20 protein-coding genes are annotated in these 26,614 nt (G+C 52.4%); 12 read left to right on the forward strand and 8 right to left on the reverse strand.

What is annotated here, in order from left to right:
- Window positions 1–2 precede the first annotated feature (2 nt).
- The 8 genes from SJI19_RS12535 (at window position 3) to fdhF (ending at window position 8,687) form a co-directional block, all read left to right on the forward strand.
- Window positions 3–1,580: a hydrogenase 4 subunit F gene (locus SJI19_RS12535; protein WP_323478599.1), complete on the forward strand. Its 1,578-nt coding sequence runs from the start codon at window positions 3–5 to the stop codon at window positions 1,578–1,580.
- Complete coding sequence (locus tag SJI19_RS12540) at window positions 1,577–3,292, forward strand: hydrogenase large subunit (protein WP_323478600.1); 1,716 nt, start codon at window positions 1,577–1,579, stop codon at window positions 3,290–3,292. Before SJI19_RS12535 ends, SJI19_RS12540 begins: the two co-directional genes overlap by 4 nt.
- 11 nt (window positions 3,293–3,303) lie before the next feature.
- On the forward strand, window positions 3,304–3,855 hold the full coding sequence (hyfH, locus tag SJI19_RS12545; RefSeq protein WP_323478601.1) for a hydrogenase 4 subunit H: 552 nt from the start codon (window positions 3,304–3,306) through the stop codon (window positions 3,853–3,855).
- Entirely contained in the window at window positions 3,852–4,634 is a 783-nt protein-coding gene (locus SJI19_RS12550; RefSeq protein ID WP_323478602.1) for an NADH-quinone oxidoreductase subunit B family protein, read from the forward strand. Before hyfH ends, SJI19_RS12550 begins: the two co-directional genes overlap by 4 nt.
- Window positions 4,627–5,028, forward strand: a complete 402-nt coding sequence (locus SJI19_RS12555; RefSeq protein ID WP_323478603.1) for a formate hydrogenlyase maturation HycH family protein — start codon at window positions 4,627–4,629, stop codon at window positions 5,026–5,028. The genes SJI19_RS12550 and SJI19_RS12555 overlap by 8 nt, the downstream gene beginning before the upstream one ends.
- Window positions 5,025–5,516 carry a hydrogenase maturation peptidase HycI gene (gene hycI, locus SJI19_RS12560; protein ID WP_323478604.1) on the forward strand — a complete coding sequence of 164 codons (492 nt, stop codon included), beginning with the start codon at window positions 5,025–5,027 and terminating at the stop codon, window positions 5,514–5,516. Before SJI19_RS12555 ends, hycI begins: the two co-directional genes overlap by 4 nt.
- Before the next feature lie 287 nt (window positions 5,517–5,803).
- A complete protein-coding gene (locus SJI19_RS12565) occupies window positions 5,804–6,343 on the forward strand; it encodes a 4Fe-4S dicluster domain-containing protein (RefSeq protein ID WP_323478605.1) in 540 nt (179 codons plus the stop codon).
- Between the two features lie 178 nt (window positions 6,344–6,521).
- On the forward strand, window positions 6,522–8,687 hold the full coding sequence (gene fdhF, locus SJI19_RS12570; RefSeq protein WP_323478606.1) for a formate dehydrogenase subunit alpha: 2,166 nt from the start codon (window positions 6,522–6,524) through the stop codon (window positions 8,685–8,687).
- Window positions 8,688–8,850: 163 nt separating this feature from the next.
- On the opposite strand, the gene SJI19_RS12575 is transcribed toward fdhF, so the two are convergent.
- Both SJI19_RS12575 and SJI19_RS12580 read right to left on the reverse strand, forming a co-directional pair.
- A complete protein-coding gene (locus tag SJI19_RS12575) occupies window positions 8,851–9,951 on the reverse strand; it encodes a hypothetical protein (RefSeq protein ID WP_323478607.1) in 1,101 nt (366 codons plus the stop codon).
- Between the two features lie 217 nt (window positions 9,952–10,168).
- On the reverse strand, window positions 10,169–12,175 hold the full coding sequence (locus SJI19_RS12580; RefSeq protein ID WP_323478608.1) for a sigma 54-interacting transcriptional regulator: 2,007 nt from the start codon (window positions 12,173–12,175) through the stop codon (window positions 10,169–10,171).
- 613 nt (window positions 12,176–12,788) lie between these two features.
- Here SJI19_RS12580 and focA point away from each other — a divergent pair.
- Window positions 12,789–13,646, forward strand: coding sequence for a formate transporter FocA (gene focA, locus SJI19_RS12585; protein ID WP_323478672.1), 858 nt, complete (start codon window positions 12,789–12,791; stop codon window positions 13,644–13,646).
- A gap of 118 nt (window positions 13,647–13,764) precedes the next feature.
- Here the strand turns inward: focA and SJI19_RS12590 are convergent, their stop codons facing one another.
- The 3 genes from SJI19_RS12590 to SJI19_RS12600 form a co-directional block, all read right to left on the reverse strand.
- Window positions 13,765–15,066 carry an MFS transporter gene (locus tag SJI19_RS12590; protein WP_323478609.1) on the reverse strand — a complete coding sequence of 434 codons (1,302 nt, stop codon included), beginning with the start codon at window positions 15,064–15,066 and terminating at the stop codon, window positions 13,765–13,767.
- On the reverse strand, window positions 15,060–16,223 hold the full coding sequence (locus tag SJI19_RS12595) for a mandelate racemase/muconate lactonizing enzyme family protein (protein ID WP_323478610.1): 1,164 nt from the start codon (window positions 16,221–16,223) through the stop codon (window positions 15,060–15,062). The genes SJI19_RS12590 and SJI19_RS12595 overlap by 7 nt, the downstream gene beginning before the upstream one ends.
- A 584-nt stretch (window positions 16,224–16,807) precedes the next feature.
- On the reverse strand, window positions 16,808–17,053 hold the full coding sequence (locus SJI19_RS12600; protein ID WP_323478611.1) for a hypothetical protein: 246 nt from the start codon (window positions 17,051–17,053) through the stop codon (window positions 16,808–16,810).
- Between the two features lie 287 nt (window positions 17,054–17,340).
- Between SJI19_RS12600 and SJI19_RS12605 the strand changes: the two genes are divergently transcribed.
- Entirely contained in the window at window positions 17,341–19,731 is a 2,391-nt protein-coding gene (locus tag SJI19_RS12605) for a phosphoketolase family protein (RefSeq protein WP_323478612.1), read from the forward strand.
- 118 nt (window positions 19,732–19,849) lie between these two features.
- On the opposite strand, the gene SJI19_RS12610 is transcribed toward SJI19_RS12605, so the two are convergent.
- A complete protein-coding gene (locus SJI19_RS12610; RefSeq protein WP_323478613.1) occupies window positions 19,850–20,659 on the reverse strand; it encodes an ABC transporter permease in 810 nt (269 codons plus the stop codon).
- 4 nt (window positions 20,660–20,663) lie between these two features.
- Complete coding sequence (locus tag SJI19_RS12615; RefSeq protein ID WP_323478614.1) at window positions 20,664–21,431, reverse strand: ABC transporter ATP-binding protein; 768 nt, start codon at window positions 21,429–21,431, stop codon at window positions 20,664–20,666.
- A 725-nt stretch (window positions 21,432–22,156) separates the two neighbouring features.
- Between SJI19_RS12615 and SJI19_RS12620 the strand changes: the two genes are divergently transcribed.
- Complete coding sequence (locus tag SJI19_RS12620) at window positions 22,157–22,888, forward strand: hypothetical protein (protein WP_323478615.1); 732 nt, start codon at window positions 22,157–22,159, stop codon at window positions 22,886–22,888.
- A gap of 299 nt (window positions 22,889–23,187) precedes the next feature.
- Here the strand turns inward: SJI19_RS12620 and treA are convergent, their stop codons facing one another.
- Window positions 23,188–24,888, reverse strand: coding sequence for an alpha,alpha-trehalase TreA (gene treA, locus SJI19_RS12625; RefSeq protein WP_323478616.1), 1,701 nt, complete (start codon window positions 24,886–24,888; stop codon window positions 23,188–23,190).
- Between the two features lie 554 nt (window positions 24,889–25,442).
- Between treA and fucO the strand changes: the two genes are divergently transcribed.
- Window positions 25,443–26,594 carry a lactaldehyde reductase gene (gene fucO, locus SJI19_RS12630; protein ID WP_323478617.1) on the forward strand — a complete coding sequence of 384 codons (1,152 nt, stop codon included), beginning with the start codon at window positions 25,443–25,445 and terminating at the stop codon, window positions 26,592–26,594.
- The last annotated feature ends 20 nt before the right edge of the window (window positions 26,595–26,614 follow it).

Here is a 26,614-nt window from a genome sequence, read left to right on the forward strand (position 1 = left end):
AGATGAGCAATACCGTTGTTGTTTTACTGTTACTGATTACGCCGCTGGTATTCTCGCTACTGGCGTTTGCCTGTTGTCTGCTGGGCAGCGCAGCGCGCGGCGTGGTCACCGCCCTGCACGCCCTGGGTATCACCGCGCTGCTGCTGGAAGCCTTGTGGGTTGTCAGCATGGTCATGACCCAGGGTAGCCTGCTGGCGGCACACAGCTGGTTCTATATCGATAGCCTGGGTGCGCTGTTCTTGGCGATCCTCGGCATTATTGGTTTTATTACCGGCCTGTATTCCATGGGTTATATGCGCCATGAGGTGGATACCGGGGAGATATCGGTCGCTACCCTGTGCCAGTATTACGGTTTTTTCCATCTATTTTTGTTCACCATGCTATTGGTGGTCAGCAGCAACAATCTGATTCTGATGTGGGCCGCAGTGGAAGCCACGACGCTCAGCTCGGCGTTTCTGGTGGGATTGTACGGTCAGCGCTCCTCGCTGGAGGCCGCTTGGAAATATATCATTATCTGTACCGTCGGCGTCGCATTTGGGCTCTACGGTACCATTCTGGTGTACTCCAACGCCGCCAGTGTGATGCCGGATCCCGGCCAGGCGATTTTTTGGACCGAGGTACTCAAACATACCAGCCTGCTTGACCCGACCCTGATGCATCTGGCCTTTGTGTTTATCCTGATAGGCTTTGGCACCAAGACCGGTTTGTTCCCCATGCACGCCTGGCTGCCGGATGCCCACAGTGAAGCGCCCAGCCCGACCAGCGCCCTGCTGTCGGCGGTACTGCTTAACTGTGCGCTGCTGGTTATCCTGCGTTATTACATCTTGATCTCTGCCGCCATCGGAGCAGAGTACCCCAGTCGGTTGTTGATCATCTTCGGTCTGCTATCGGTCGCGGTGGCCGCCTTCTTTATTCTGGTACAGCGTGATATCAAGCGACTATTGGCCTATTCCAGCGTGGAAAACATGGGACTGATCGCGGTGGCTGTCGGCATCGGTGGACCACTGGGCGTCTTGGCGGCGTTGCTGCATGCGCTCAACCACAGCCTGGCGAAGACCCTGTTGTTTTGCGGGTCCGGCAATATCTTGCTGAAGTATGGCACCCGCGATATGGGCGCGATAAAAGGCCTGCTGCGCGTCACGCCGCTGACCGCCGTCATGATGGCGGCAGGTGCGCTGGCGCTGGGCGGCATGCCGCCATTTAATATCTTTCTGAGTGAATTCATGACGGTCACCGCCGGTCTGGCTAAAGGCCATATCATCCTGACCCTCGTGCTACTGCTGTTGCTCACTGTGGTACTCGCCGGCCTGGTACGCATGATTGCCATGACGTTGTTCGGTGATAAACCCGAAGCGACCAGTAAGGGCGAACTGGGCTGGCTGACCACCTTGCCGATGGCGGTGCTACTGGTACTGATGCTGGGCATGGGCACGTATATCCCGCGGCCAGTGGTCCATTTATTGGAGAACGCCGCCACCATCGTACTTAATCGCGACGCCACGACGTTCAACTGGCCCTGGGCCGCACAACCTAACGCGTCGGCGACATCCTCAAATTCCCCGTCAGGAGAAAAAAAGTGACTGATAGCATTTCCGATAAACTCGGCCTGGGTTACCTGACGCAGGTAAACGAAAAATTTCCGGCGGCGGTATTGGCCCATGAATGGCAAACCGCCAATCAATTAACCATTACGGTAAAAGTTAACGCCCTGCCGGACGTGGTGGAATTTCTCTATTATAACCAAGGCGGCTGGCTGTCGGTGCTGTTCGGTAATGACGAACGCTCCTTGTGCGGCGATTATGCGGTCTATTATGTCTTGTCCATGGAGCAAGGAGAGAAGTGCTGGGTGATTGTCAAAGCGCTGGTCAGCGCCATCACCCTGGAGTTTCCGTCGGTAACGCCACGCGTACCGGCAGCGGTATGGGGCGAACGTGAAATCCGTGATATGTATGGTCTGATCCCCGTGGGTTTGCCCGATGAGCGTCGCCTGGTGCTGCCCGACGACTGGCCGGAAGATCTTTATCCGCTGCGCAAGGACAGCATGGATTACCGCCAACGGCCAACGCCGACCACCGACACGGAAACCTACCCGTTCGACAATGCCGCCGCCGGTGAAACCCGCGTGGTGCCTATTGGACCGTTGCACATCACCTCCGACGAACCGGGGCACTTTCGTCTGTTCGTTGACGGCGAGCAGATTGTCGACGCCGATTATCGCCTGTTTTATGTCCATCGCGGCATGGAAAAACTGGCAGAAACCCGCATGGGTTATAACGAAGTGACCTTTTTGTCCGATCGGGTATGTGGCATCTGTGGATTTACCCACAGTGTGGCCTATACCAGTTCGGTGGAAAATGCGCTGGGCATTGTCGTGCCGCCACGCGCCCATGCCATCCGCAGCATTCTGCTCGAAGTTGAGCGCCTGCACAGCCACTTATTAAATATCGGCCTATCGAGCCACTTTGTCGGCTTTGATACCGGTTTTATGCAGTTCTTCCGGGTGCGCGAAAAATCCATGACCATGGCGGAATTGCTGACCGGGGCGCGCAAAACCTATGGCATGAACCTGATCGGCGGCGTGCGGCGCGATATCATGAAAGAACAGCGGCTGAAAACGCTGTTGCTGGTGGCCGAAATGCGCGCCGATTTTGTACAGTTGGTGGATATGCTGCTCAGCACCCCCAATATGGCTCAACGCACCCAGGGCATCGGCCGGCTCGACCCGAAAATAGCCCGTGATTTCAGCCCGGTGGGGCCAATGATTCGCGCCAGTGGCTTTAAACGCGACATGCGTTTTGACCATCCTTACGCCAACTATGCCAACCTGCCGAAAAACCTGTTTACCTTGGACGGTTGCGATGTGTATTCGCGGCTGATGATCCGGGTCAAGGAGGTGCTGGACTCGATGGCGATGATTGAATACGGCTTGGATAATCTGCCGGGTGGCCCATTGATGACCGAAGGGTTCACTTACCAACCGTATAAGTTTGCCTTGGGGTTCTCGGAAGCGCCACGCGGCGAAGATGTGCACTGGAGTATGTTGGGTGATAACCAAAAACTGTTCCGCTGGCGCTGCCGTGCCGCCACCTACGCCAACTGGCCGGTGCTGCGTTATATGCTGCGCGGCAATAATATTTCCGACGCGCCGCTGATCATCGGTAGCCTGGATCCCTGCTACTCCTGCACCGACCGCGTTACACTGGTGGACATTAACCGGCGTAAATCGAAGACCGTGCCTTATCAGGAATTGGAACGCTATGGCATTGAGCGCACCCATTCGCCGCTTAAGTAGAGGGTTAAACGATGTTTAAACTGTTTAAGACCATCCTAAAGGCCGGCGAACCGACGGTTAAATATCCGTTTAAGCCCATAGAGGTCGCGCCGGGATTTCGCGGCAAGCCGCATTATGACGCCACGCAGTGTATCGCCTGTGCGGCCTGCACCAGCGTTTGTCCGGCCAACGCACTGACCATGGAAACCGACTTGGCCAGTGGTGAACGACGCTGGCAGCTGTTCCTGGGCCGCTGCATTTTTTGCGGCCGCTGTGAAGAAGTTTGCCCGACCCGCGCCATCGTCCTGTCCGAAGAGTTCGAACTGGCGGTTACGTGCAAGGCCGATCTTTACGTAAAAGCCAGCTTTCGGCTACAGGAGTGCCGCGTCTGCCACCAGCCATTTACCGCCAAAAAATCCGTCGACTACACCATGGCGCTATTGACCCATTCCGGCATGGACGCCGACGCGGTCGAAGCGCTGCGTCCGCAGTTTGAAACCTGTCCGGACTGCAAACGTCACCAGAACCTGCAAAACAACCGTGACCTGCGTTTGAGCCATGACTCGGGGAGAGAACATCAATGAGCCGGTTAGATATTCCGCTACAGCACCATATCAGCACCCCGGTGGTGGCCGATGAGGCGACGCTCGGGTTAAAAACCGCCTTGCTAAAGAACATCAAACGCTCAGCCTATGTCTATCGGGTCGACTGCGGTGGCTGCAATGGTTGTGAAATAGAAATTTTCGCCGCCATTACCCCACTGTTCGACGCAGAGCGTTTTGGCATTAAGGTGGTGGCATCACCGCGCCATGCGGATATTTTGCTGTTCACCGGCGCGGTAACCCGTGCCATGCGAGTGCCCGCCCTGCGCGCCTATGCCGCCGCGCCGGATCCAAAAATCTGCATCTCCTACGGCGCCTGCGGTTGCGGTGGTGGTATTTTCCACGATCTGTACTGCGTATGGAGCGGTAGCGAAAGCATTGTGCCCATTGATGTGTGGATCCCCGGTTGCCCGCCCACACCCGCCGCCACCATCTATGGTTTCGCCGTCGCCCTTGGCCTGCTCGACCAGAAGCTTAAGGGCGAAAACCACAATGAGCAGCCGGACGAACATGCACAAGTTCTGCTGCCAAACGTGCCGTCGCATACCCGAGTGCTGATCGAGCGCGAAGCCCGGCTACTGGCGGGTTATGGCGAAGGCCGCAAGATCAGCGATACGCTGTTGTCCTTGCTGGCCGACGCCTCGGCACACACCCTGGCGGAGCGCGTGGCGTTATGGCTGAAACAGGATGACGATCCTAGGCTGCGCGAAATTGTTGAACAGCTGATGTTTACCCTGGGCAACGAGGTGCATCATGGCTGACGTCGTTTTTTGGTCGCTGCGACAGAAATTTCTCGATAGCGACGAGGATATGCCGGCCCAGGCCAAACAGGTGATGTATTACTCCCTGGCCATTGGCCATCACGTTGGCGTAATCGACTGCCTGAATAAAGAATTTAGCTGCCCATTGGATCAATATCAGCAGTGGGTTGATCTGCTGGCACCGGGCGAGGCACGGCGCAAAATGCAAGGCTTGCTGACCTTCGGGGAAATTGTTATCGACAGTACCCATACCAATCTGCTGGCCACCGCGCTGGCGCCGCTGCGTGACGATCAGGTGGAACCTTTCGCCGCCTGGAGTGCAAACCTGATCGCGCTACTCACTGAAATTACGCATGAACCCGCCATTTATCTGATTGTGCGGAGGGTGTTATGACGCCACCCGACACCATTGATAGCGTCGTCCTGACCGTTGGCAACAGCATGATGGGTGACGACGGTGCCGGTCCGCTGCTGGCGGAATTAATGAGCCGCAGCCCGGTGGCCGGCTGGACGGTGATCAACGGCGGATCGACACCGGAAAACGTGGTGCATCAGGTACGCGCGTTACATCCTGCCCGAGTGGTGGTGGTGGATGCGGCCGATATGTCGTTGGCCCCTGGGGAAATCCGCCTGATCGACCCGCAGCAAATCGCCGATATGTTTATTATGAGCACCCACAATCTTCCACTTAGCTTTGTGATCGATCAATTAAGCGAAGACGTTGCCGAGGTATGGTTTGTCGGTATCCAACCGGATGTGGTGGCGTTCTATTTTCCCATGACGGAAAAAGTGACGGCGGCGGTCAATACTGTACTCCAACGCTTAAGCGACTGGCACGGAGACGGCGGTTTCCCTTGGCTGGTTGCTGACGACGAAAGCTGACGTCAAAGGCGTGTGTCGATATGACCACCATCGTCAATTATGTCGACATAGGAGAGACGGCCAGCCTTTTTCCCCCGTCAGGGGCCGCAACCTTGCCGCGTCATTGACGCTGCGAGATAGCCGGAACAGCGGCCCCGTAGGCGTTCCCAGCCTGTTTCCATCAGCATGGCAAAATAATTGCCGCCATTATGCAAACTGGCATAAACCCTGCTTTATATACGGTTATTAACCCGCCGAGCTTGGTGGGCCTAAAGAACCACGACAGTTGGAACCGCGAGGAGAAATGAATGAACCGGTTCGTTATTGCTGATCCACAAAAATGCATTGGCTGCTTTACCTGTGAAATCGCCTGCGTTATGGCCCATACCGGCGAAAATCCCGGTGCGCTGAATCGCGAAAACTTTCTGCCGCGGCTGAAAGTGGTGAAAGAGTGGAATATCAGTACTCCGGTACTGTGCCGCCAGTGTGAGGACGCCCCCTGTGCTAACGCCTGCCCGAACGGTGCCATCATCCACGCGGAAGATTCCATCCAGGTCTTGCAGGAGAAATGTATCGGCTGCAAAACCTGCGCCGTCGCCTGCCCCTATGGCGCAATGGATATCGTCACACACAGTGTTTATGACGAGCGAAATCCGCTTTCCGGGCATAGCATCAAGGCACAAGCGCAAAAATGCGATCTCTGCGTGGGCCGTGATGAAGGTCAGGCCTGCGTCAACGTTTGTCCTACCAACGCACTGGTGTTGATGACCCACGAAACCGTCGAAATGATGAAACTGAAAAAACGGCAGCGGGCCGCGTTGGAAGGCTTAGGCGCCATCCTGTCATGACCGCTTATACCCGTCATACTTCAGTGCGTTGGTTTGCCTCGCTCACCCCAGTTACTTACGAGAGTAAGCTCCTGGGGACTCGCTGCGTCGCCGCCTTCCTGCAACTCGAACTATTTAGGGTATATTTCATTAATCTTTGGATTATCAGTATAAAATCCTCCATAAGGGGTATGGCATAATGCATAAAGCACTTACCGTATGTCCGTACTGCGGCTCCGGCTGCAAAATCAATTTATTGGTTGAAAACGGCAATGTTGTTGGCGCCGAAGCAGCTAATGGCGTGACCAATCAGGGCGAACTGTGCCTAAAAGGCTATTACGGCTGGGATTTTCTTAATGACACCCGTCTGCTGACGCCCAGACTGCGCAGCCCGATGATCCGCCGCGAAAAGGGCGGCTCGCTTGAAGAAGTATCCTGGGAGGAAGCCATTGAGTACACCAGCTCCCGCCTGCGTGATATCAAAGAAAAATATGGTGCCAAAGCCATTATGCAAACCGGTTCTTCCCGCGGCACCGGTAATGAAACCAACTACGTGATGCAAAAATTCGCCCGTGCGGTGATCGGCAATAACAATATCGATTGCTGCGCCCGCGTATGCCATGGCCCCTCGGTTTCCGGTCTGCAGGTGACGCTGGGCAACGGGGCCATGAGCAACTCCATTGGCGAAATTGAAGACACTAAATGTTTGCTGGTGTTTGGCTACAACGCGGCGGATTCACACCCTATCGTGGCGCGGCGGATCATTAAAGCCAAGCAAAAAGGGGCCAAGATTATCGTCTGCGATCCGCGACGCATAGAAACCGCCCGCTTGGCCGATCTGTGGTTACCGCTGAAAAACGGTTCCAATATGGCGCTGGTCAACGCCTTCGCTCATGTGTTGATTAACGAAGGTCTGTATAACGCCGATTATGTGGCTCGCCACACCGAAGGTTTCGACGAATATCGCGCCATGGTCGCCAAATACACGCCGGAATACGCCGAAACCATCACCGGCCTGCCGGCGCAGCAAATTCGCGAAGCCATGCGTATGTATGCCGCCGCACCTACCGCCACCATTCTTTGGGGCATGGGTGTGACCCAATGGGGCCAGGCAGTGGATGTGGTTAAGGGCTTGTCTGGCTTGGCGCTACTCACCGGCAACCTGGGTAAAGCCAACGTGGGTGTCGGCCCGGTACGTGGTCAAAATAATGTCCAGGGTGCCTGCGACATGGGTGCGCTGCCGAATATGTTTCCCGGCTATCAGTCGGTGGCTGACCCCGAATTAAGCGAGAAGTTTGCCCGCGCCTGGGGTGTGGAATCGCTGGATCGCGAACCCGGTTTTTCCCTGACCGATGTGCCACATAAGATCCTCAGCGGTGAGATCAGAGCCAACTATGTGATGGGCGAAGATCCGCTGCAAACCGAACCGGATCTGTCGCTGATGCGCCAAGCGTTCAATAAACTGGATTTTCTGATCGTGCAGGACATCTTTATGACCAAGACCGCAGCCGAAGCGGATGTGATCTTGCCCGCCACCTCTTGGGGTGAGCATGAAGGCGTTTATACTGCGGCGGATCGCGGTTTCCAGCATTTCGAAAAAGCAATTGAACCGAAGTTCAATGTAAAACCCGACTGGGAAATCATCAGCCTGTTGGCCACCGCCCTCGGTTATCCGATGCACTACAACAATACCAAAGAAATTTGGGACGAGCTGCGCGGATTATGCCCACTGTATGCGGGTGCCACCTATGAGAAACTGGCCGGCTTCGGTTATGTTCCTTGGCCTTGTCTCGACGAAAAAAGCCCGGGCACGCCGTGGCTGTATGAAGGTGATAAATTTGACCGTCCGGGCGGCAAAGGTCTGCTGTTCGCCGCTGAATGGCGCGCGCCAATGGATCTGGTGGATGATGATTTCCCGTTGGTGCTTTGTACCGTGCGTGAAGTTGGCCACTACTCATGCCGTTCGATGACCGGTAACTGTACCGCCCTGGCCACCTTGGCTGATGAGCCGGGTTATGTGCAGATCAATCCTAAGGATGCTGAACTGTTGGGCATCCGTGACCAGCAATTGGTCTGGGTAACGTCGCGTCGCGGCAAGGTGATTACCCGTGCCTCGGTAAACGAGCGCATCAACCTTGGTGCGGTGTACATGACCTACCAATGGTGGATCGGTGCCTGCAATGAGTTGACCATCGATCATCTCGATCCGATCTCTAAAACCCCGGAATACAAATATTGCGCGGTGAAATTGGACATGATTGACGATCAGCGCTGGGCGGAAAGTTACGTGCAAACCGAATACAGTCAATTGAAGGCCCGCCTGCGAAATGCGGTGGATGATGCCATCACCCCGGTTGTCGGGTAACACCCCCTCCCCGTCTTCACCGACGGGGATCCATTCAGGACAGGGAGAGAGGTTGCAAGACCTCTCTCCCTGTTCGCATTTGGCGTGGGTTGACGGCGGATGTTGCCACCCCCGATTGGGCCAGTAGAAAACGTATCCCATTGATGCGGGTTGCCATGACCGGTTATGGCCGATAAAACGGCGATACCATGGTATTTGACAATTGACTCACCACTAAAAATATTTTATCAATTTTATACATTTTTTGCGCGATACCACATACCGAAATTTGCGAGAGCAGCGTATGGCGACTGAGATGACTCTCTCGCGCGGCTTGGAATATATTCCCATTATGTTTCCATAAGAGTAAATGGAGCGACTGGAAAAGACGATAACGTTTTAATTCACCATTGCTCGGCAGTATCCTGCTAGGTAACGGCTCTAGGTGCTTAAGCCCCACAGGTATTGATATATTCATCTCAATATTATTAAAACCATTTATTTTTTTTAGTGTTTGATGGAGCAATAAGGACAGTTCATATCGTTGCCAACGCAACGTTTGTTCTAACGCCGCCAGGATAAACGTGGTGCAAAGGAAACATTGGCTAAACTCAAACAGTACATTTATAGCGTTTTTATACCCCATAATAGCGGCCAGTTCAATGGCCTGTTTTAATACATCCCCGCGCTGTAAACCAGGCAATAGGGTGAAGCAATATCTTATTTTATCCGCATCTCCTGCATAGACGGCGTCGGCAAAGCCGGATCGAATATACTCATTGTTAAAACTATCGGTGCCAGCACATAACATTTCTTTAAGGATGTCCATTCTTTCGTTTGCGCAGCGCTGCCAATCAAGATAAGGCGTAAACATATCATCTACTGCCATAATCTTATTAAGTATCTTATGGGTTGCTGATTCCGGTTTTTCTACAAACATATCATTATTATGCGGTGTTACCGCTAGCGTTGATATTATTTTAATATCAGGCATGGCTCGTGCGCATTTTTTAATAAGGTTATTTTTCTGGTTTTTATGTGGTTTGATTTGCGCAACAAATGACGTTTTTTTTGATGAATTCATTACCGCATGATCATGTTCTCGCTGACAAACCTCATAATGCAACCCTGGAGGGGGAGAATGCGTATTTTCAACCGATACATTGCCGACATAGGTTATGACTGATTGCCATCGAGCAATAGGGGGTTCGCTGTCCTTATTGGTCCAAGGCTGCCAAAATCCGCCGACGGTTTCATTTCCATTGATGCCGTTTATACGTTCCATTCTTTCTCCGCACAAAATTAAAATGCAAAATTGGCACAGGTGAAAACAATGATACCCGTTTTATGCCAAGTCGCATGCGCATGGGTATGGCGCCAATGCCTATTTCCAAACGAAGAGACTAAGCCCGTATTGTTATACAATACAATAACCCGCAGCCGTTTAATGCAGATAGAAACAAAAAGGTTATTAACCCAAGCACGCAAGACGCAAGCTGCGCCTACCACTCCTGAGGAGAAATGCCCAAACGCTGCATACGTGAAAGTAGCGTGGTACGCTTAACGCCCAGCCTGATTGCCGCCCCTCGCGGCCCGGCCACAATGCCGTTAGCTTCTCGCAGCGCCTGGATGATGCGCTGGCGCTCCACTTCATCGTTCTCCAACGCTTCCCGTGGTTTGCGTTTTGGTTCCACTATCGGTGGTGGGGCCAATGGCACCATGGCCGTATGCTGCAGTTCATCCAACTGCAGATTAAGCGTCGCACCGCGGGTCAGGATCACCGCCCGTTCAATGACGTTTTCCAATTCACGCACGTTGCCCGGCCAAGGTAACTGGCTTAACCGGCGCAGCGTTTCGCCGGGGATACTATCGATAGTACGATTCATACGGCGGGATATTTTTTGGGTAAAAAATTTGGCCAGCAACGGAATATCCTCTGGCCGCTCGCGTAACGGTGGGATAGTGATCGGAAATACGTTCAGCCGATAATACAGATCGCTACGGTATTCTCGATTAGCCACCATATCTTTCAGATCACGGTTAGTGGCAGCAATCAGGCGTGCGTTTACCGCGATCACCTTACTGCCGCCCAGGCGCTCGATTTCACGTTCTTGCAGTACCCGCAACAGCTTGGGCTGGAGTTCCAGCGGCATATCCCCGACTTCATCGAGAAATAGCGTACCCCCTTCCGCCAGTTCAAAACGCCCTTGACGGGTAGTGGTAGCCCCGGTAAATGCCCCTTTTTCATGACCAAACAGATCGCTTTCCAATAGGCCTGAGGGCACCGCAGCACAGTTCATCTTCACCATCCGCTGACGACTGCGCGCACTGTGCTTATGGATAGCACGGGCAATCAACTCTTTGCCAGTACCGGTTTCGCCCAGGATCAGCACGGTGCTATCGCTGTCGGCCACCATTTGCACTTGCTCGAGCAACGCACTCATCGCCGCGCTTTGCCAAATAATTTCACCAAAGCTGCCGCTGTTGTGCATTTGCTCGTTCAGCCAGATATTTTCATGCTCCAGATTATCTTTTAGCCGAGTAATCTCGTCGTAGGAACGCGCATTATCCACCGCAATGGCGATACGTGCACAAATTTGGCTGAGCAAACGCACATTGGTTTCGCTAAACGTGTCGGTATCCGCATTGTGTCGCGCCAGTTTTATCATACCCAACGGCTTATGGCCGTACGCCAATGGCAATAGGCAAAGTGAACTTAACCCGGCATTTCGCATCTCCATCAAATGCGGATCGTCCCTGACCGATTGAGACGGCGTACACAGGTCGATCAGCACCGGATGGGAATCCGACAATACCCGTGACGCCACGATATTGTCGGCCATGGCCACCCGTTTTTGCTCGCGCCGCATGGGTTTCCCCGGCATATAGTGAGTTAAATACACCTTCAAATGGGCATTTTCGCCGCTGCCTTCGCACAGCGCCAAGCTAATGTAATCGATGCCGAAAAATCGATGAATTTCCTTGGAGACTTCCGCCGCCAGGGCATCAATATCCAGGCAGGAGATCACCGAATTGGTCACATCCACCAGGATACGATGATGATCGCGCTCGTGGCGCAGCACATCGTTCTCTTCACGCAGGGTTTCATGGACCGAAAGGTTTTCCAGCGCCAGCGCCAGCATCTGCGCCAAACGGCACAGAAAATCCCGTTCGTCCCGGCTGTAATGATAACCATCGGTGCGGGTAAACCCTACCTCGCCGAACTGGCGGCGGGGAGAGGTTATCGGCAACACGCAGCGGCTATGGCCCTCCGGCGGTACCTCACCCAGCACAAGCGCCGGCGTAGTCCGCAGCCCATCACGGTCGCAGCACAGATGTTGGCGCGGCAAGGTCAGCGACAAGTCGATGAACTGGCAGGGAATGGGCAATGGCAGCATTGCGCATAAAATAGCTGACACATCCCGCTGAAAAAGTAATTTTTGCGAAATCTGCAGCAACGCATCCTGCCATGCCCCGGTGGTGTCAGTATCATTCGACGTTCTTAGCATCAGGATAGCTTCATAATCTTGGTTTTATCTTCTCTTGGCATTTTAAAACAGACCCGGCGGAAAGAATATTCGCCCGTACCATTAATTTGATCTCATACCCTATTTCATTTCATAACCAAAAAATTATTGGATGTATACCCGTCATCTTTCGAACCGCTGGGGCGTTGGCTGCGCGCTATCACCCGAATCATTTTTTTGAGTAAGCTCATCGGGTTCTTTTGCTTGCCGCCTTCCTGCAGCTCGAAAGCTATAGGGGTATATAGGCGGCGATACAATCAATACGTTATATAAATAATTATATATCCAAAATAAAATGCGCAGATTCTATGTTTTGCTGCAGAATGCAAATGATTCTCTTTTGCATTCTGCAGCAAAACACCCTGCTCAGGTTTTTATCATAGCCTAACAAAAATAATTTTACCTCCGATCAACGCTGGTATGGGAAATGCATTAATTACGACAATCGCCTTCTTTTAGTATCCAGCGATCACCAAGACAACCTATACCTATCATCTTTCGAGTTGCCGATCCATTAGTTATACCTTCAGGCAACACAAAATTTATTGGGTATAAATACTCGACATATTATTAAAAATAATAATCAGGAGTCATGATGAACACAGAGAATTCATTTGATCTACGCCTGCCAGCGGAAATGGCAAAAGTCGCAGAGGCGGCCGGTGTATATAAAACCACGAAAAAACCGGAAATCACCTTTTTTCTGGCGATGACTGCAGGCATTTTTATTTCATTAGCCTTTGCTTTTTATATTACCGTTACCACCGGTCCCGGCCCCACCAGCGGCCTGACCAAACTGGTGGGCGGTATGTGTTTTTCTCTGGGGTTGATTCTGGTGGTCGTTTGCGGTGCTGATCTGTTTACCTCAACGGTATTGACCGTGATAGCCAAGGCCAGTGGCAAAATAAGCTGGCGTCAGTTATCACTGAACTGGCTTAACGTTTATTTGGGTAATTTTGTGGGCGCGATGTTTTTCGTTGCGCTGATCTGGTTCGCTGGCCAAGAAATGTCGAGCAACGGTAGCTGGGGCTTAAACGTGTTGCAAACTGCTGATCATAAACTGCATCACACCTTCATCGAGGCGGTATGCCTGGGCATTTTGGCCAATCTGATGGTTTGCCTCGCGGTATGGCTAAGCTACTCGGGTCATTCGCTCAGCGATAAGATGTTTGCCATGCTGCTGCCGATCGGCATGTTTGTCGCCAGCGGTTTTGAGCATAGCATTGCCAATATGTTTTTAATTCCGCTGGCCATCGTGATTCGTTATTTCGCCACGCCCGACTTTTGGCTGGCGGTTCACAGCTCACCGGATCAATTCCCGGCACTGACCGTGAACCATTTTATTATCGATAATCTGATTCCCGTCACTATCGGCAATATTATCGGCGGCGGACTGCTGGTGGGGCTGACGTATTGGGTGATTTATTTGCGATCGGATGCGACCCGTCATTAAGGTGTCGAGACCGTCACAATGACAGTTTTGACGAACTTGGCGACATCAAAGTACACTATCCACGGTTGCTATGGCGGAGCCTTGGGGCTATTTTACCCCCCAAGACACCGCCTCACACCTACGCCGCCTGCAGGCGAATACGGTCTACTCTACGTTGGCGAACAAACAGCAGCATCACCACGATACCCACCAGCGCCAAAATACTGGACAAGATAAACGCCGATTGATACCCGCCGCCATATTGAATCAAAAACCCGGTAATCCCCGGCGAGAGTATACCCGCCAAATTGGCCAGCAGATGCACAAACCCGCCGGCAGAGCCGATACGCGCCGCCGGTACAATATCTTGTAACAGTGACCAACAGGCCTGCGGTGTCATATACGCAAAAATACTGGCGATAGTAATCAAGGCCACCGCCATCCCTAAGCTTGACGCGTAGGCGGTCAACATTATGCACAGTGCGGCAATGGCCAAGCCGCAAATGATCACCAGTTTACGCGACAACAGGAAATTCCCGGTTTTCTTAAATAATCCGTCGCAAATCAGGCCGCCGACGATAAACCCGAGAGTGGCACCCAACCACGGCAAAATTCCGATGATACTCATGCTTTTGATATCCAAATGTTGGAAATCAGTAAGATAGCTGGGCAACCAGGAAAGGAAAAAATACTGGATATAGTTAAAGCAAAAAAACGCCGCCGCCACGCCCAGTACCGGCATTGACATCACATAAAAAAACATGCCGTGTTTTTGTTTGGCCGATTGCCCAGCCATCGCTGGCACCGCCTCGACTTTCGCTGGTCGATCGGCGGTGATCAGTGCAACTTCCTCCGGCGAGACTCGGGGATGTATTTCGGGCCGGTCGCGGAAAAAGATCAACCACAGACTCAGCCAGACAAACCCCAAACAGGCGATCACGACAAACGATATCCGCCAGCCAAAATTAAGCCCCACTAATCCAACAATCGGCGCGGCAATCGCCGCTCCCAACGGCTGTCCAGCATTGGTAAAACCGACAGCTCGACCAACTTCACGCTTGGGAAACCAATTAGAGATCGACTTATTAGTGGTGGTACCCATCGGTCCTTCACCAATACCAAACAACACGCGAACAATCAGCAAATAACCGAAGCCGGTTGCCAGCGCGGTGGCACCACAAAAAAATGACCAGAACCCGGCAGCCCAAGCATAAACCTTGCGTGGCCCGTACTTATCCGCCCCCCAACCGCCGATAAAGCAAAACAGACAATACCCCACAAAGAATAAGCTAAACAAAATACCCATCTGCGCATCGCCAATATGCAGATCTTTTTTTATTAACGGTGCCATAACGGATAATGCTGCACGGTCAAGATAGTTGAGCATGCCGGCGCTAAACAACAACAGCGCTACGACAAAACGGTATTTGTGTTTTAACATGAGGTGGTCTCCCGGTTCAGGCTGGTATTTGCAATACAGTAGCGCGCCAGAATCGCTTCATCCGGCGCGAACCCTAGCCCCGGAGTCAACGGTAATGTCATTCTGGGCTGAAAGTTCAGTTCGCCATACAGTGGCTCTGGCCATTGCAGATACGGAACCTCCAACTGAGTATCTTCCGGCAACGTCGCCACTAAATGCGCGGTCGCCATCAGCGCAGCGCCATAATAAAAGCAGTGCGGCACCACGTTGACCCGATGGGCGCGCGCCAGGCGATAGACTTCAAGCGCAGCGCTAATGCCACCAATTTTCGCGACGCTAGGTTGGGCCACACTGACCGCCCCGGCGATAAAGTGTTGCACAAAGCCCTGCACACCCTGGGCGTTCTCACCAGCGGCAATCGGTATACCGCACTCGCGTACTCGCGCCAGCCCGGCCAAATCGTCCGGTGGCCAGACCGGTTCTTCCAGCCAGCCCAGATTAAGCTCACGCAGCGCCACCGCTTGACGGCAGGCCTCATCTACCGTCCAAGGACAGTTGACATCCACCATAAGCTGCGCATCAACCGGCAACGCCGCACGCGCCGCCGCAATGGCGGCATACTCGGTTTCATGCAGTTTGATGCTGTGGAAACCCGCGTCGTAAGCCCGTCGCGCATGGGCTGCTACCTGAACGGGGTCATTGTCATAACTCACCAGACTGGCGTAGACACCGATTTCACTGCGGCTAGCCCCCAATAATTGCCATAGCGGCAAGCCAGCCTGCTTGGCGCAGATATCCCATAAGCCGATATCCAGCGCCGACAAGGCAAATTGCACCGCACCGCTACGGCCAAAAGCATGAAAGGCGCGCTGGGCCTGATCCATCAACCGACCAAGACCATCAGGCGTACCGTCAAAGATTTTATCAATAAAAAAACGTCCTACCGGACCGGCCAACGCGGCATAGGTAACGGGATTAGATAAATGGCCAAAACCTTCGCCCCAGCCCAACAAACCGTTGTCGGTGGTGATACGCACCAACAGGGTTTCCATGCGGGTCAGTTGGCGCGAGGCCGCGTTATAGGCATCACCGCCGCCGGTGTCATTAAACGGATCGTCTTCCCGCCCGGAACTGAACGGCATCGCGATACGCATCACGTCTATGGCGATAATTTTCATAACCTGTCCTCAAAAAGGGCGCATCACAACCGACGGAATGCACCGGGGATTACGTTGATGTTTCGTGCTTCGCCCACACAACAAGGTGGTGTCTAGGTGATGGGTGTGATGGGTGTGATGGAAATTATAAACAGAGGTCAGTCAGGAGACACCGGTCAACAGCACAGCTTTTACGGTGGGTATAGCGTTTTTTTTGTGCAGGCGAATAAACTGATGAGAGCCTGATCACGCATTTAATCGGGGGGTGATAACGACACACGGGTGATATAAAAATCAGCTCATGGCTGTTGTGCGTTGTCGAAAATATCGGCCAAGGTAACAAAAGTATAGACGGGACGGACGACTGAGCGATGCGTTTGAACCGCGAATGCCAGGGGCATGGGACCAGAGGCTGAAACAGGGACGAAGCATGCCTCTATCACGCATCACTCATCACTCCCCCGACGCGGACCAGAACGGGTTATCTGGTTCGCGTTATCCCGGTTACCCCGCCTTAAAAACCGAGGGGTTACAGCACACAGGATAACGTCGCTTTAAGCCAACGTGAGGAGCAATCATCGTGGTTATGGCTAAAAAGACCTGGCTTAACGGTCTTTGGTGGTGTCCAGTTGGGCTTGTTTATCATCACGAGCATCCTGGCTCTGTTTAGCCGCGGCCTTGGCTTGTTCAGCCATAGCATCGACCTGTTCTGGGGTCAGGGCGGCATCGGCTTCGAAAATCTTGTGCAGTCCTTCACTGACAGTGACCTCTGCAGGCGCTTTTTCATGCTGTGCTGTGGGTTTAACATCACCTTTTGCGGCGTTTTTGGCAGAAATATCTGGTTCGGTCATGGCGTGGTACTCCGATAATGTTTCATAAATAGCCTAAGGTAAGCATAACCCTAATATCATCCTAGCTTAGGAAAAATAGACAACAATGTCATGCAGCAGTCCGTCATTGCGACGGCAGCGCATAATCTAGATCCTATGGAAATAAAACCAACGCACTGGTCACCGTAGTCTGACGGCGCTAGACGACATATTTTCTCATGGTTGAGTCGGCCATCCCGTGGGCAGAGCTGACCATAGCAGACTAGACTGTAGACCATGCTGATACCTTTACGTTTAGGAGCATACGAATGGAAAATAATCATCCGCAGACTCTCCCCCCCACCGCCGATGAACTGGCGTTAATCGATCGCTACTGGCGCGCGGCCAATTATCTGTCAGTGGGTCAAATTTACCTGCTGGACAATCCACTCTTGCGCCAGCCGCTACAACCGGAACACATTAAACCGCGACTGTTAGGTCATTGGGGCACCACGCCGGGACTTAATTTTATCTACGCCCATCTCAACCGGGTGATCCGGGACAGGGACGTGGATATGATGTATGTCTGCGGCCCTGGGCACGGCGGGCCAGGCATGGTGGCCAACACCTGGCTTGAAGGCACCTATAGCGAAATTTATCCGGATATTTCCGCCGATGCCGAAGGCATGCGTAAGCTATTTCGGCAATTTTCTTTTCCAGGCGGCATCCCCAGCCACGCGGCAGCACAGACGCCAGGATCGATCAACGAAGGGGGTGAGTTGGGTTATGCGCTGGTGCACGCCTATGGCGCGGTGTTTGACAATCCGGATGTGATCGCAGCCTGCGTTATTGGCGACGGTGAGGCGGAAACCGGGGCAATGGCTGCCAGTTGGCACTCGAATAAGTTTATTAACCCGGCCCGTGATGGCGCGGTGCTGCCGATTCTGCATCTTAATGGATACAAAATCGCCAGCCCCACCCTGCTAGGACGCAGCAGTGATGAGGATCTTAAGCACCTGTTTCAAGGGTATGGTTATCACCCTATTTTCGTTGAAGGCCATGAACCGGCACCGATGCATGTCCTGATGGCCGCCGCGTTGGATCAGGCCTTTGATGAGATTCGCCTTATCCAAAACGACGCGTTGACGGACAATGCCGCACCGGACTCGGTACCTCGGTGGCCAATGATTATTCTGCGCAGCCCAAAAGGCTGGACCGGCCCCAAAGAAGTCGACGGAAAAAAAACCGAAGGTTTCTGGCGGGCTCATCAGGTCCCTGTGGGCCGTTGCCGCGAAGATGACGGCCATCGTCAGCTCCTAGAACAGTGGATGCGCAGTTACGACCCAGCGGATCTTTTCGATGAACAGGGTCGGCTACAGCCTGAATTGCGTCGTCTGGCCCCCACCGGTGACAGACGTATGGGGGCCAATCCCCATACCAACGGGGGGTTGCTGAGAACCCCGCTTGTGACACCAAATATTGAGGATTATGCCATCAAGATCGCTCAGCACGGCACTACGCAAGCGGAAGCCACCAAAGTTTTCGGTTTATACCTGCGTGATATTTTCCGACTGAACGCAGATAATGCCAATTTTCGGCTGTTTGGACCGGACGAAACGGCCTCAAACCGGCTTAGCGCCGTATTTGAAGCCACCAGTCGGGTCTGGATGCAAGAGATCGAGACCTATGACGAGCAACTCTCGCGTGACGGCCGGGTCATGGAGGTACTTAGTGAGCATCTTTGCCAGGGCTGGCTCGAAGGTTATCTACTGAGTGGGCGTCATGGGCTGTTCAACTGTTATGAAGCCTTCGTACATATCGTCGATTCAATGTTTAATCAACATGCCAAGTGGTTAAAAGTCTCGCGCATGCTGCCCTGGCGGCAACCAATATCGTCGCTGAACTACCTGCTGTCCTCCCATGTTTGGCGCCAGGATCATAACGGCTACAGCCATCAGGACCCGGGATTTGTTGATCTGGTGGCCAATAAAAAAGCCGATATTGTGCGCATCTATTTTCCACCTGACGCCAACACCTTGCTCTGGGTGGGCGATCACTGCCTCAATACCTATGACAGAATTAATGTCATCGTGGCCGGCAAGCAGCCCGAGCCGCAATGGTTATCCATGGATGAGGCACGCCAGCATTGCGAAGAAGGCCTTGGTATCTGGGACTGGGCCGGCAACGAGCATAGCTCCGGCGACCCGGATGTGGTCATGGCCTGCGCTGGAGATGTGCCAACCGTGGAAACCTTGGCGGCAGTCGAACTGCTGCGCCGCCATGTGCCCGAGCTGCGTATCCGGGTCGTCAATGTGGTGGATTTGCTGGCGTTGCAATCGGACCAACAACATCCTCATGGCCATACCGATGCCTATTTCGATCGGTTGTTTACTGAGGATCGTCCGGTGATTTTTGCCTATCATGGCTACCCGGTCCTGATCCATAGTTTGACTTATAAACGGCGCAACCATAGCAATATTCATGTGCATGGTTTTATGGAGGAAGGCACCACTACCACACCGTTTGACATGACGGTACTCAACCAGTTGGATCGGTTTCATCTGGCCATCGCGGCAATTGAACAGGTACCCGACCTGGCATCGGCCGACGCCGCACTGAATCTGCTGCACGCCAAGCTTGACGAACATTATCATTATGTACGTGAACACGGCGATGATATGCCAGAGGTGCGCGACTGGCAGTGGCAGAAAATAGAGTAACATGCCATCGGCCTGACGGCGCGCGCGCACAAACGGCAGGTCAATATCCGCCAGACCGGGATCCGCAAACTCCACCGACGCTTTGGTGGTCCGGTTTATCAGCCACGGACGGCACAGGTTAGGCGGAACGGCGCCAGTAATGCCGTGACCAAGGGCGCGCCTTGGACGATGTGCGCCAAGGGGTAACCAGATACTCCAGCATGATAACCAACAAGAAACTGATAATGCCCAACAAGGCCAAAAACCCAATAGCGGAAAACGTGCCTGCGGTATTAAGTCGAGAGTTGGCCTGTAGCAGGTAGGCCCCCAACCCGCCGCTGGTCGAGGCGGTCCATTCGCCGATCACCGCACCGGTCACACTGAAGGTGGCAGACAGTTTCAGTGCGGAAAATAACGGCGTATAGGTGGCGGGTAATTTTACATGGCGAAAAATTTTTATCCGCGAACCCCCCATGGAACGCGCCAGGCTCAGCATATCTGGATCCACTGAATGCAAGCCGTCCAGCACATTGACCACCACCGGGAAAAACACCACCAGCGCCACAATCACCAGCTTCGGCGCCAGGCCGAATCCCAACCAAATGGTCAGTGCGGCAGAGATGGCAATCACCGGCACCGCCTGGCTGGCGATCAGGATCGGGTAAAGGATACTGCGCGCCCAGGTGGCAGAATCCATCACCACAGCAAACACAAACCCTGCCCCGGCACCCAGGACAAACCCGAGTAAAAAGGTCGTAAAGGTGATCTGGAAACCGGTCCACAGCACTGCCCAGTCGGACAATGTGTGCTGCCAGGTCATTTGCGGCGAAGGCAGCACATAGGCCGGAATGTGATAAAAACGCACCGAGAGATCCCATACCAGCAGGACCAGCAGCAAGGCCACTAGCGGCCCCCCCAAAGGTAATAACAGTTTACGGATATTGATCATGGGCTCACGTTTCCTGTGTGGACGATTCCTGGTAAATCAGATCCAGGATTCGACCTTTTAATTGGCTAAATAACGTACTAGTTAAACAAGATAACGGTCGGGGACGGGGGATATCTACAGTGATAATCTCTTGAATTCTGCCGGGACGCGGGGTCATGACCACCACCCGATCGGCCATAAAGATTGCCTCGTCAATATCGTGGGTAACAAAAACCACCGTGCGCTGCTGCTCGGCCCATACCGTCAGCAACCATTGCTGCATGGACAGACGGGTTTGAGAATCCAGCGCGCCAAACGGCTCATCGAGCAGCATAATATCGTGATGCATGGCCAGGGTGCGCATTAACGCCACGCGCTGACGCATACCACCGGAGAGTGCCGCTGGATAGTGGTTGATAAATTCACCCAGGCCATAACGTTGCGCCAGCGCCACCCCCGCCGCACGTTGCTCTCGACTGGCCCCGCCGGTCAAAATGGCGCCCAGCACGATGTTGTCGATCACCGTCATCCATGGCAACAGCAGGTCCTTTTGCAGCATATACCCCACATTCCCGCTGCGGCTGGTGACATCGGCGCCATCGATGAGGATCTTGCCATCATCGGGCGTCAGTACCCCGGAAATCAGGTTGAACAACGTGCTTTTGCCACAGCCGGAAGGACCGACCACACAGACAAATTCACCCGCGTGGATATCAAGACTGGTGGGCGCCAGCGCGGTCACCGCGCCGAAGCGTCGCGTGACCTGTTGAATCGATAGTTTAGCCTGTGTCATGCCGTAGCCTCGTTTGCCGATACCGCAGGGAATACCTGAGAAAAATGATTGCCAGCGTTAAAACGTTGCATTGCTCACCACCGAACCCTACCCGATCGTTCAGGTTCACCGCCCTGTCGCTGCAGCGCATTCATTGGCGTTAATCATGTAGGGTAGGTCGCGGCAAACTATCAAGTTTAGGGCAAAACCGAGCCTTGCTCCACGCATCATTTCTTTGGTAAAAAATAATCTTCATAACCTTGGTCAACATCACCTCAGTCCATCCGGTGTCGGGGGCAGCATCGGCGTAGTGGGCAGTGGGTCGGCAGTCCTACAGACTTTTATACGGCGTGACTGCTCCCCGCCTATACGGCCTAAATTAACACTTTATTTGTATTTGGCCAGGTAAAGTACATTAGGCAGCAGACTGATGGAAATATCAGTGTTGGGTTTTTATAAAAAACAGGTGTAGAGGGTTAATTCAACCAGGCTAAAAACATCATGTTCGGTGATAAAACCTACCCGCCATTTGGTAATGAAACAAACAAATAATTAACCTTATCATTTTTAAATGAAGGTATTATTATTCTGAATTTAACCCTAAAATAGGGGAAAATAAGTGTTTTCCGATATGAATAGCGAAATATCATATAGAATAGAATTGAATAGCGTCAGGTTGGTTTTAACGGGTAGGTTGACACCACTTACACTGGCGCTCACTGGTTATGTTTTTACTGGACAACCTAATGAATAACGTACATGATTTCCATAACATAAATATTACTGGTGATTCAATTGACTCGACTGCAGTACCAACGCCACAATCGTCTTCCCGGATTCAAGAAGCACTGATAAAAATGGGAAATCAGCCTGTTGATATAAAAACCTCTGGCAAAATTAAAAGTCGTCTTTGCCGTCGCTATGCTCAAGGAATGAGAGAATCGTGGTTAACTGGGACCCGCCAACACCACCTGCCGGTAAAAGACCTCTCGGAACGCCACAAGATGCTGCCGAGCACCCTCTATTTCTGGCCTAAAAATCCCAGCATCAATAATCAGTTGCAGACAATAGAAAAATCCCTTACAACCGAGATCATAAAAAATGAGCATATTTTAGAGCAAGCCCTAAAAAATAATCTATTAATACAAAAACATGTTCATAATTTAACGCAACAGACTGTCTACGTAGATAAAATAAACCAACAGCATGCGACTGAGATTAAAGGCTATGATGTTAAAAAAACAGCAGTCAACTGTGGGATATGTTCCAGCTTAAATTTATTCAAATATTATGTTATGCATACCGGCGGAAAGCTGGATTTTTCGCGATTAGCGACCAGCAACGATTATTCTTATTACGTACAACAACGCTACCACACCACGTATAAATTGATCAAAATGTTACTTGCTGAAAATGAATACCTCATCCAGTACCTGAAAAATTCAAATCCCCCATCGGTGATGAGAGACAGATTATAAATGGATTAGACGGTTGAAACCTATCCCATTAATGGTCTCATTTATGCCATATTCCGCTAACACGGCCAGGCGCTGTTCTTCACCGCCCGCTCCGACAGCAATCATACCTGCCTCATAAAATCACGACTGCTTAATTATTAACTGCTGAGAAGACGTCGCCCTAGGGCGAGATCACCTTTGGTGAACGGCGGCTTAGTACCATTGTTAACGTTTGCATACAATCAATAATATGTTGTCGGCTAATTGAATAATGCCGACAATATATTTTATTGCACTCGCTCACACCAGGGCCAGATGTGTCATGCGGGTTTTAGCGCGAATGCCGGCTCGCTTTTTGACTCATTTTTCGTCTCGATGGATCGGTCATCCTCGCAGCCGGGCGTTTGCTCACAATACAGCTCCAACAGTTTGAGCGTCACGCCGTTAGTCCAGCCGAAACCGTCTTGCAGCGGATACTCACCACCACCACCACCACCGAGTCCGCTGCCTTCAACCACATATTTTTCCACCAGCTTATGCTGGTTATTAAACAGGCGTTGAACATTCGCCAAGAACCGGGTGGCAATCTCTTGTGCGAGGTCATGATGCCCATAATTGCGCAACCCTTCCACCGCAACCCACTGCAGCGGCGCCCAGCCGTTGGGTGCATCCCATTGCTGGCCGGAAACGTTGGTGGTGGTGATCATGCCACCTTGCTTGAGCAAGCGCTCGCGCACCACCCGCGCAGTACGGTCTGCCAGATCTACCGGCGCAAGATTCAGATATAACGGAAATACCGTGGCCCCGGTGAGCTGTTCACGCAGCGTTTTCTGTTGCCAGTCATAATCGCCATAACATCCTTGTTCTTCATTCCACAAATGCAAATTTATCGCCTGTTTACGGCGTTCTGCCCGCTGGCTGTAGTAGCTGGCAGCGTCGTGATTATCGGTGAGCAAACTGGCATTCGAGAGCGTCATTTCCAGATGGTAGAGCAAGGCATTAAGATCTACCGGTAAAATGCCGGTAGTGCGAATGGACGAGAGCTCCTGCGGATCGTCAAACCAGCGTGAGCTAAAGTCCCATCCTGAGGCAGCTCCCGCCCGTAGATCGCGGTACACATCGGCGGCTGGACGATCTTTTGCTTCACTGGCGGTCACGATATCATCCATATAGGATTCGGTGCGCGGGGTATCCAGATCATCCCAATAACGGTTGAGCAGTACCCCGTCGTCCAAACGCACCACCCGCAGCTCAGCACTGCCATTTTCCAATCCGTCCCCACCCTCCATCCAATATTGATACTCTTTTTTCAACTGGGGCAGAAACTTAACATAGATGCTGTCATCCTCGCGGGTTGCCAGCAGATCGATCATCAGCGCAAAAAATGGCGGTTGGGAACGGCTCAGGTAATAGCTACGATTACCGTTGGGGATACAGCCATAGGTATCGATTTCATAAGCGAAATTATCCACCATACCCACCACCAGATCCCATTTGTCGCACTCTGCCAGACCTAACATGGTGAAATAACTGTCCCAGTAATAGATCTCGCGAAAACGGCCGCCGGGCACCACATAGTCCTGCGGTATCGGCAGCAGGGAATCATAGGGTCGCACAGTGGAGGTATTGCGCGTCAGCACTGGCCACAGCGTCGTAATGTGCTCACGCAGGCTTTGCCCATCAGGCGGCACGTATTTCACCCTATCGGTGGGGAAAATAAAATTCTTGTCCACAAAAGTGCGCAGATTAAATTTTTTCCGCCGTTTTTTCACCTGATAATCGGCGACAATCGCCTCCGGGGTACGTCTGGGTACCGCATCAGCAAAGGTTTTCTGGTCGGGGTAAAATTTTGCCGTCTGCACGTCAATATACAACTGGCCAAAAAGGATATCCGGTCCCTGGGTAGCATTTCGATTTTTTTTGGTTCTCGCTATTCTTAACGCCAGGCCGGACGGGGAGCGGCGCGCCGTCTTCCACATCAGTAATCGTTTCAACATCCTCCTGAGAGAGCATGCAAGCATAAATGTGTTCTCCTTAGTATGCGCTATCGGGCTAAACTGGCCGGGGTCAGCCGCAATCAAAACCATAGCAGACTTATAACTATAGCTACTCATCGCCTAATCAGCCGACCCAACGGCCATTTAGCGCGATAAACCGCACGGACGGCCTTCCAGACCGCCGGATTCAACATTATCGCAATGGTGTTCCTCCGACCGGGTGATCCCAACTACGGTGCGAATCCGCCGGTTAACCCAGCACCATGTCCTCCGGCTCGGTCGGGTACATACACACCGACGCGTACTCACCATTATGCCCACCTGTCGCGATCGAACGATGACAGGACACTACCGAATCTCAATTTCGCTGCCTATAACCACATAATCGCTACATTTAGTATAAATATTTATCAAAAATTACATCATGTATACATACTGGGATCGCGTCATAAAATATCACCCCCCTCTGCAGACCTCAATTTTAATTAATGTGACGTTACGCGGTTAATAATCCTTGTGGTACCCGTAGACAGATGAAAATATGAATTATCATTCTCATATTATTAAGGTTATTAATTATGGCTAATAGAATTATTCTTAACGAGACGTCTTACTTTGGCAAGGGTGCAATTTTACATTTAATTGATGAAATAAAAGGCCGAGGGTTTAAAAAAGCCTTGGTGGTTACCGATCGTGATTTGATTCGTTTTGAAGTCGCGACCAAAGTAACAGACCTGCTAAAACAGGCCGGACTGCCCTTTCATATATTTGATAAAGTGCTGCCCAACCCTACCATTTCCATCGTTGATAAGGGAGTCGCCACATTTAAGGCTGCCGGCGCTGATTATCTGATCGCCATCGGCGGGGGGTCGCCACAGGATACCTGTAAGGCTATTGGTATTATTATCAACAATCCGGAATTTGCCGATGTTCGCAGTTTGGAGGGTGTGGCCGCGACCAAAAAACCCAGCATACCCATCCTGGCGATTCCCACTACCGCCGGTACCGCAGCTGAGGTCACTATTAACTATGTCATCACCGATGAAGAGCAGCGGCGCAAGTTTGTTTGCGTCGATCCGCATGATATCCCGCAGGTCGCGTTTATCGATCCGGATATGATGGCCAGTATGCCCGCAGCGCTCAAGGCCGCCACCGGCATCGACGCACTAACCCATGCCATTGAAGGCTATACCACACTTGCCGCCTGGGAATTGACCGATATGTTTCATCTCAAGGCCATTGAAATTATCGCCCGTTCGTTGCGTGACTCGGTGAAAGGAATGGCACGAGGCGTCGAGGATATGGCGTTGGGTCAATATGTGGCTGGGATGGGGTTTTCCAATGTGGGACTGGGGCTGGTTCATGGGATGGCTCATCCGCTGGGTGCGTTTTATAATACGCCACACGGTGTGGCTAATGCTATTTTGCTGCCGACGATTATGCAATATAACGCAGCGCATACGGGTGAAAAATTCAGAGCTATCGCGCTGGCAATGGGGGTAAAAGACGCCGCGACTATGGAGATCAGCGAAGCCCGTTCCGCTGCGATCAACGCGGTTACGCAACTCTGCCACGATGTCGGCATCCCGCTGGCGCTGCGCGAGGTGGGGATGAAACAAGACGATATTACGGCACTGGCTAAAGCCGCGTTTGCCGACGTTTGCACGGGTGGCAATCCGCGGACAGCCAGTCTAGCCGATATAGAGGAGTTGTACCGTTCTATCTACTAGGCTAGCGCTCAACCTACTAG

The organism is Acerihabitans sp. TG2 (genome assembly GCF_035013185.1).
Classification (GTDB): domain Bacteria; phylum Pseudomonadota; class Gammaproteobacteria; order Enterobacterales; family Enterobacteriaceae; genus Acerihabitans.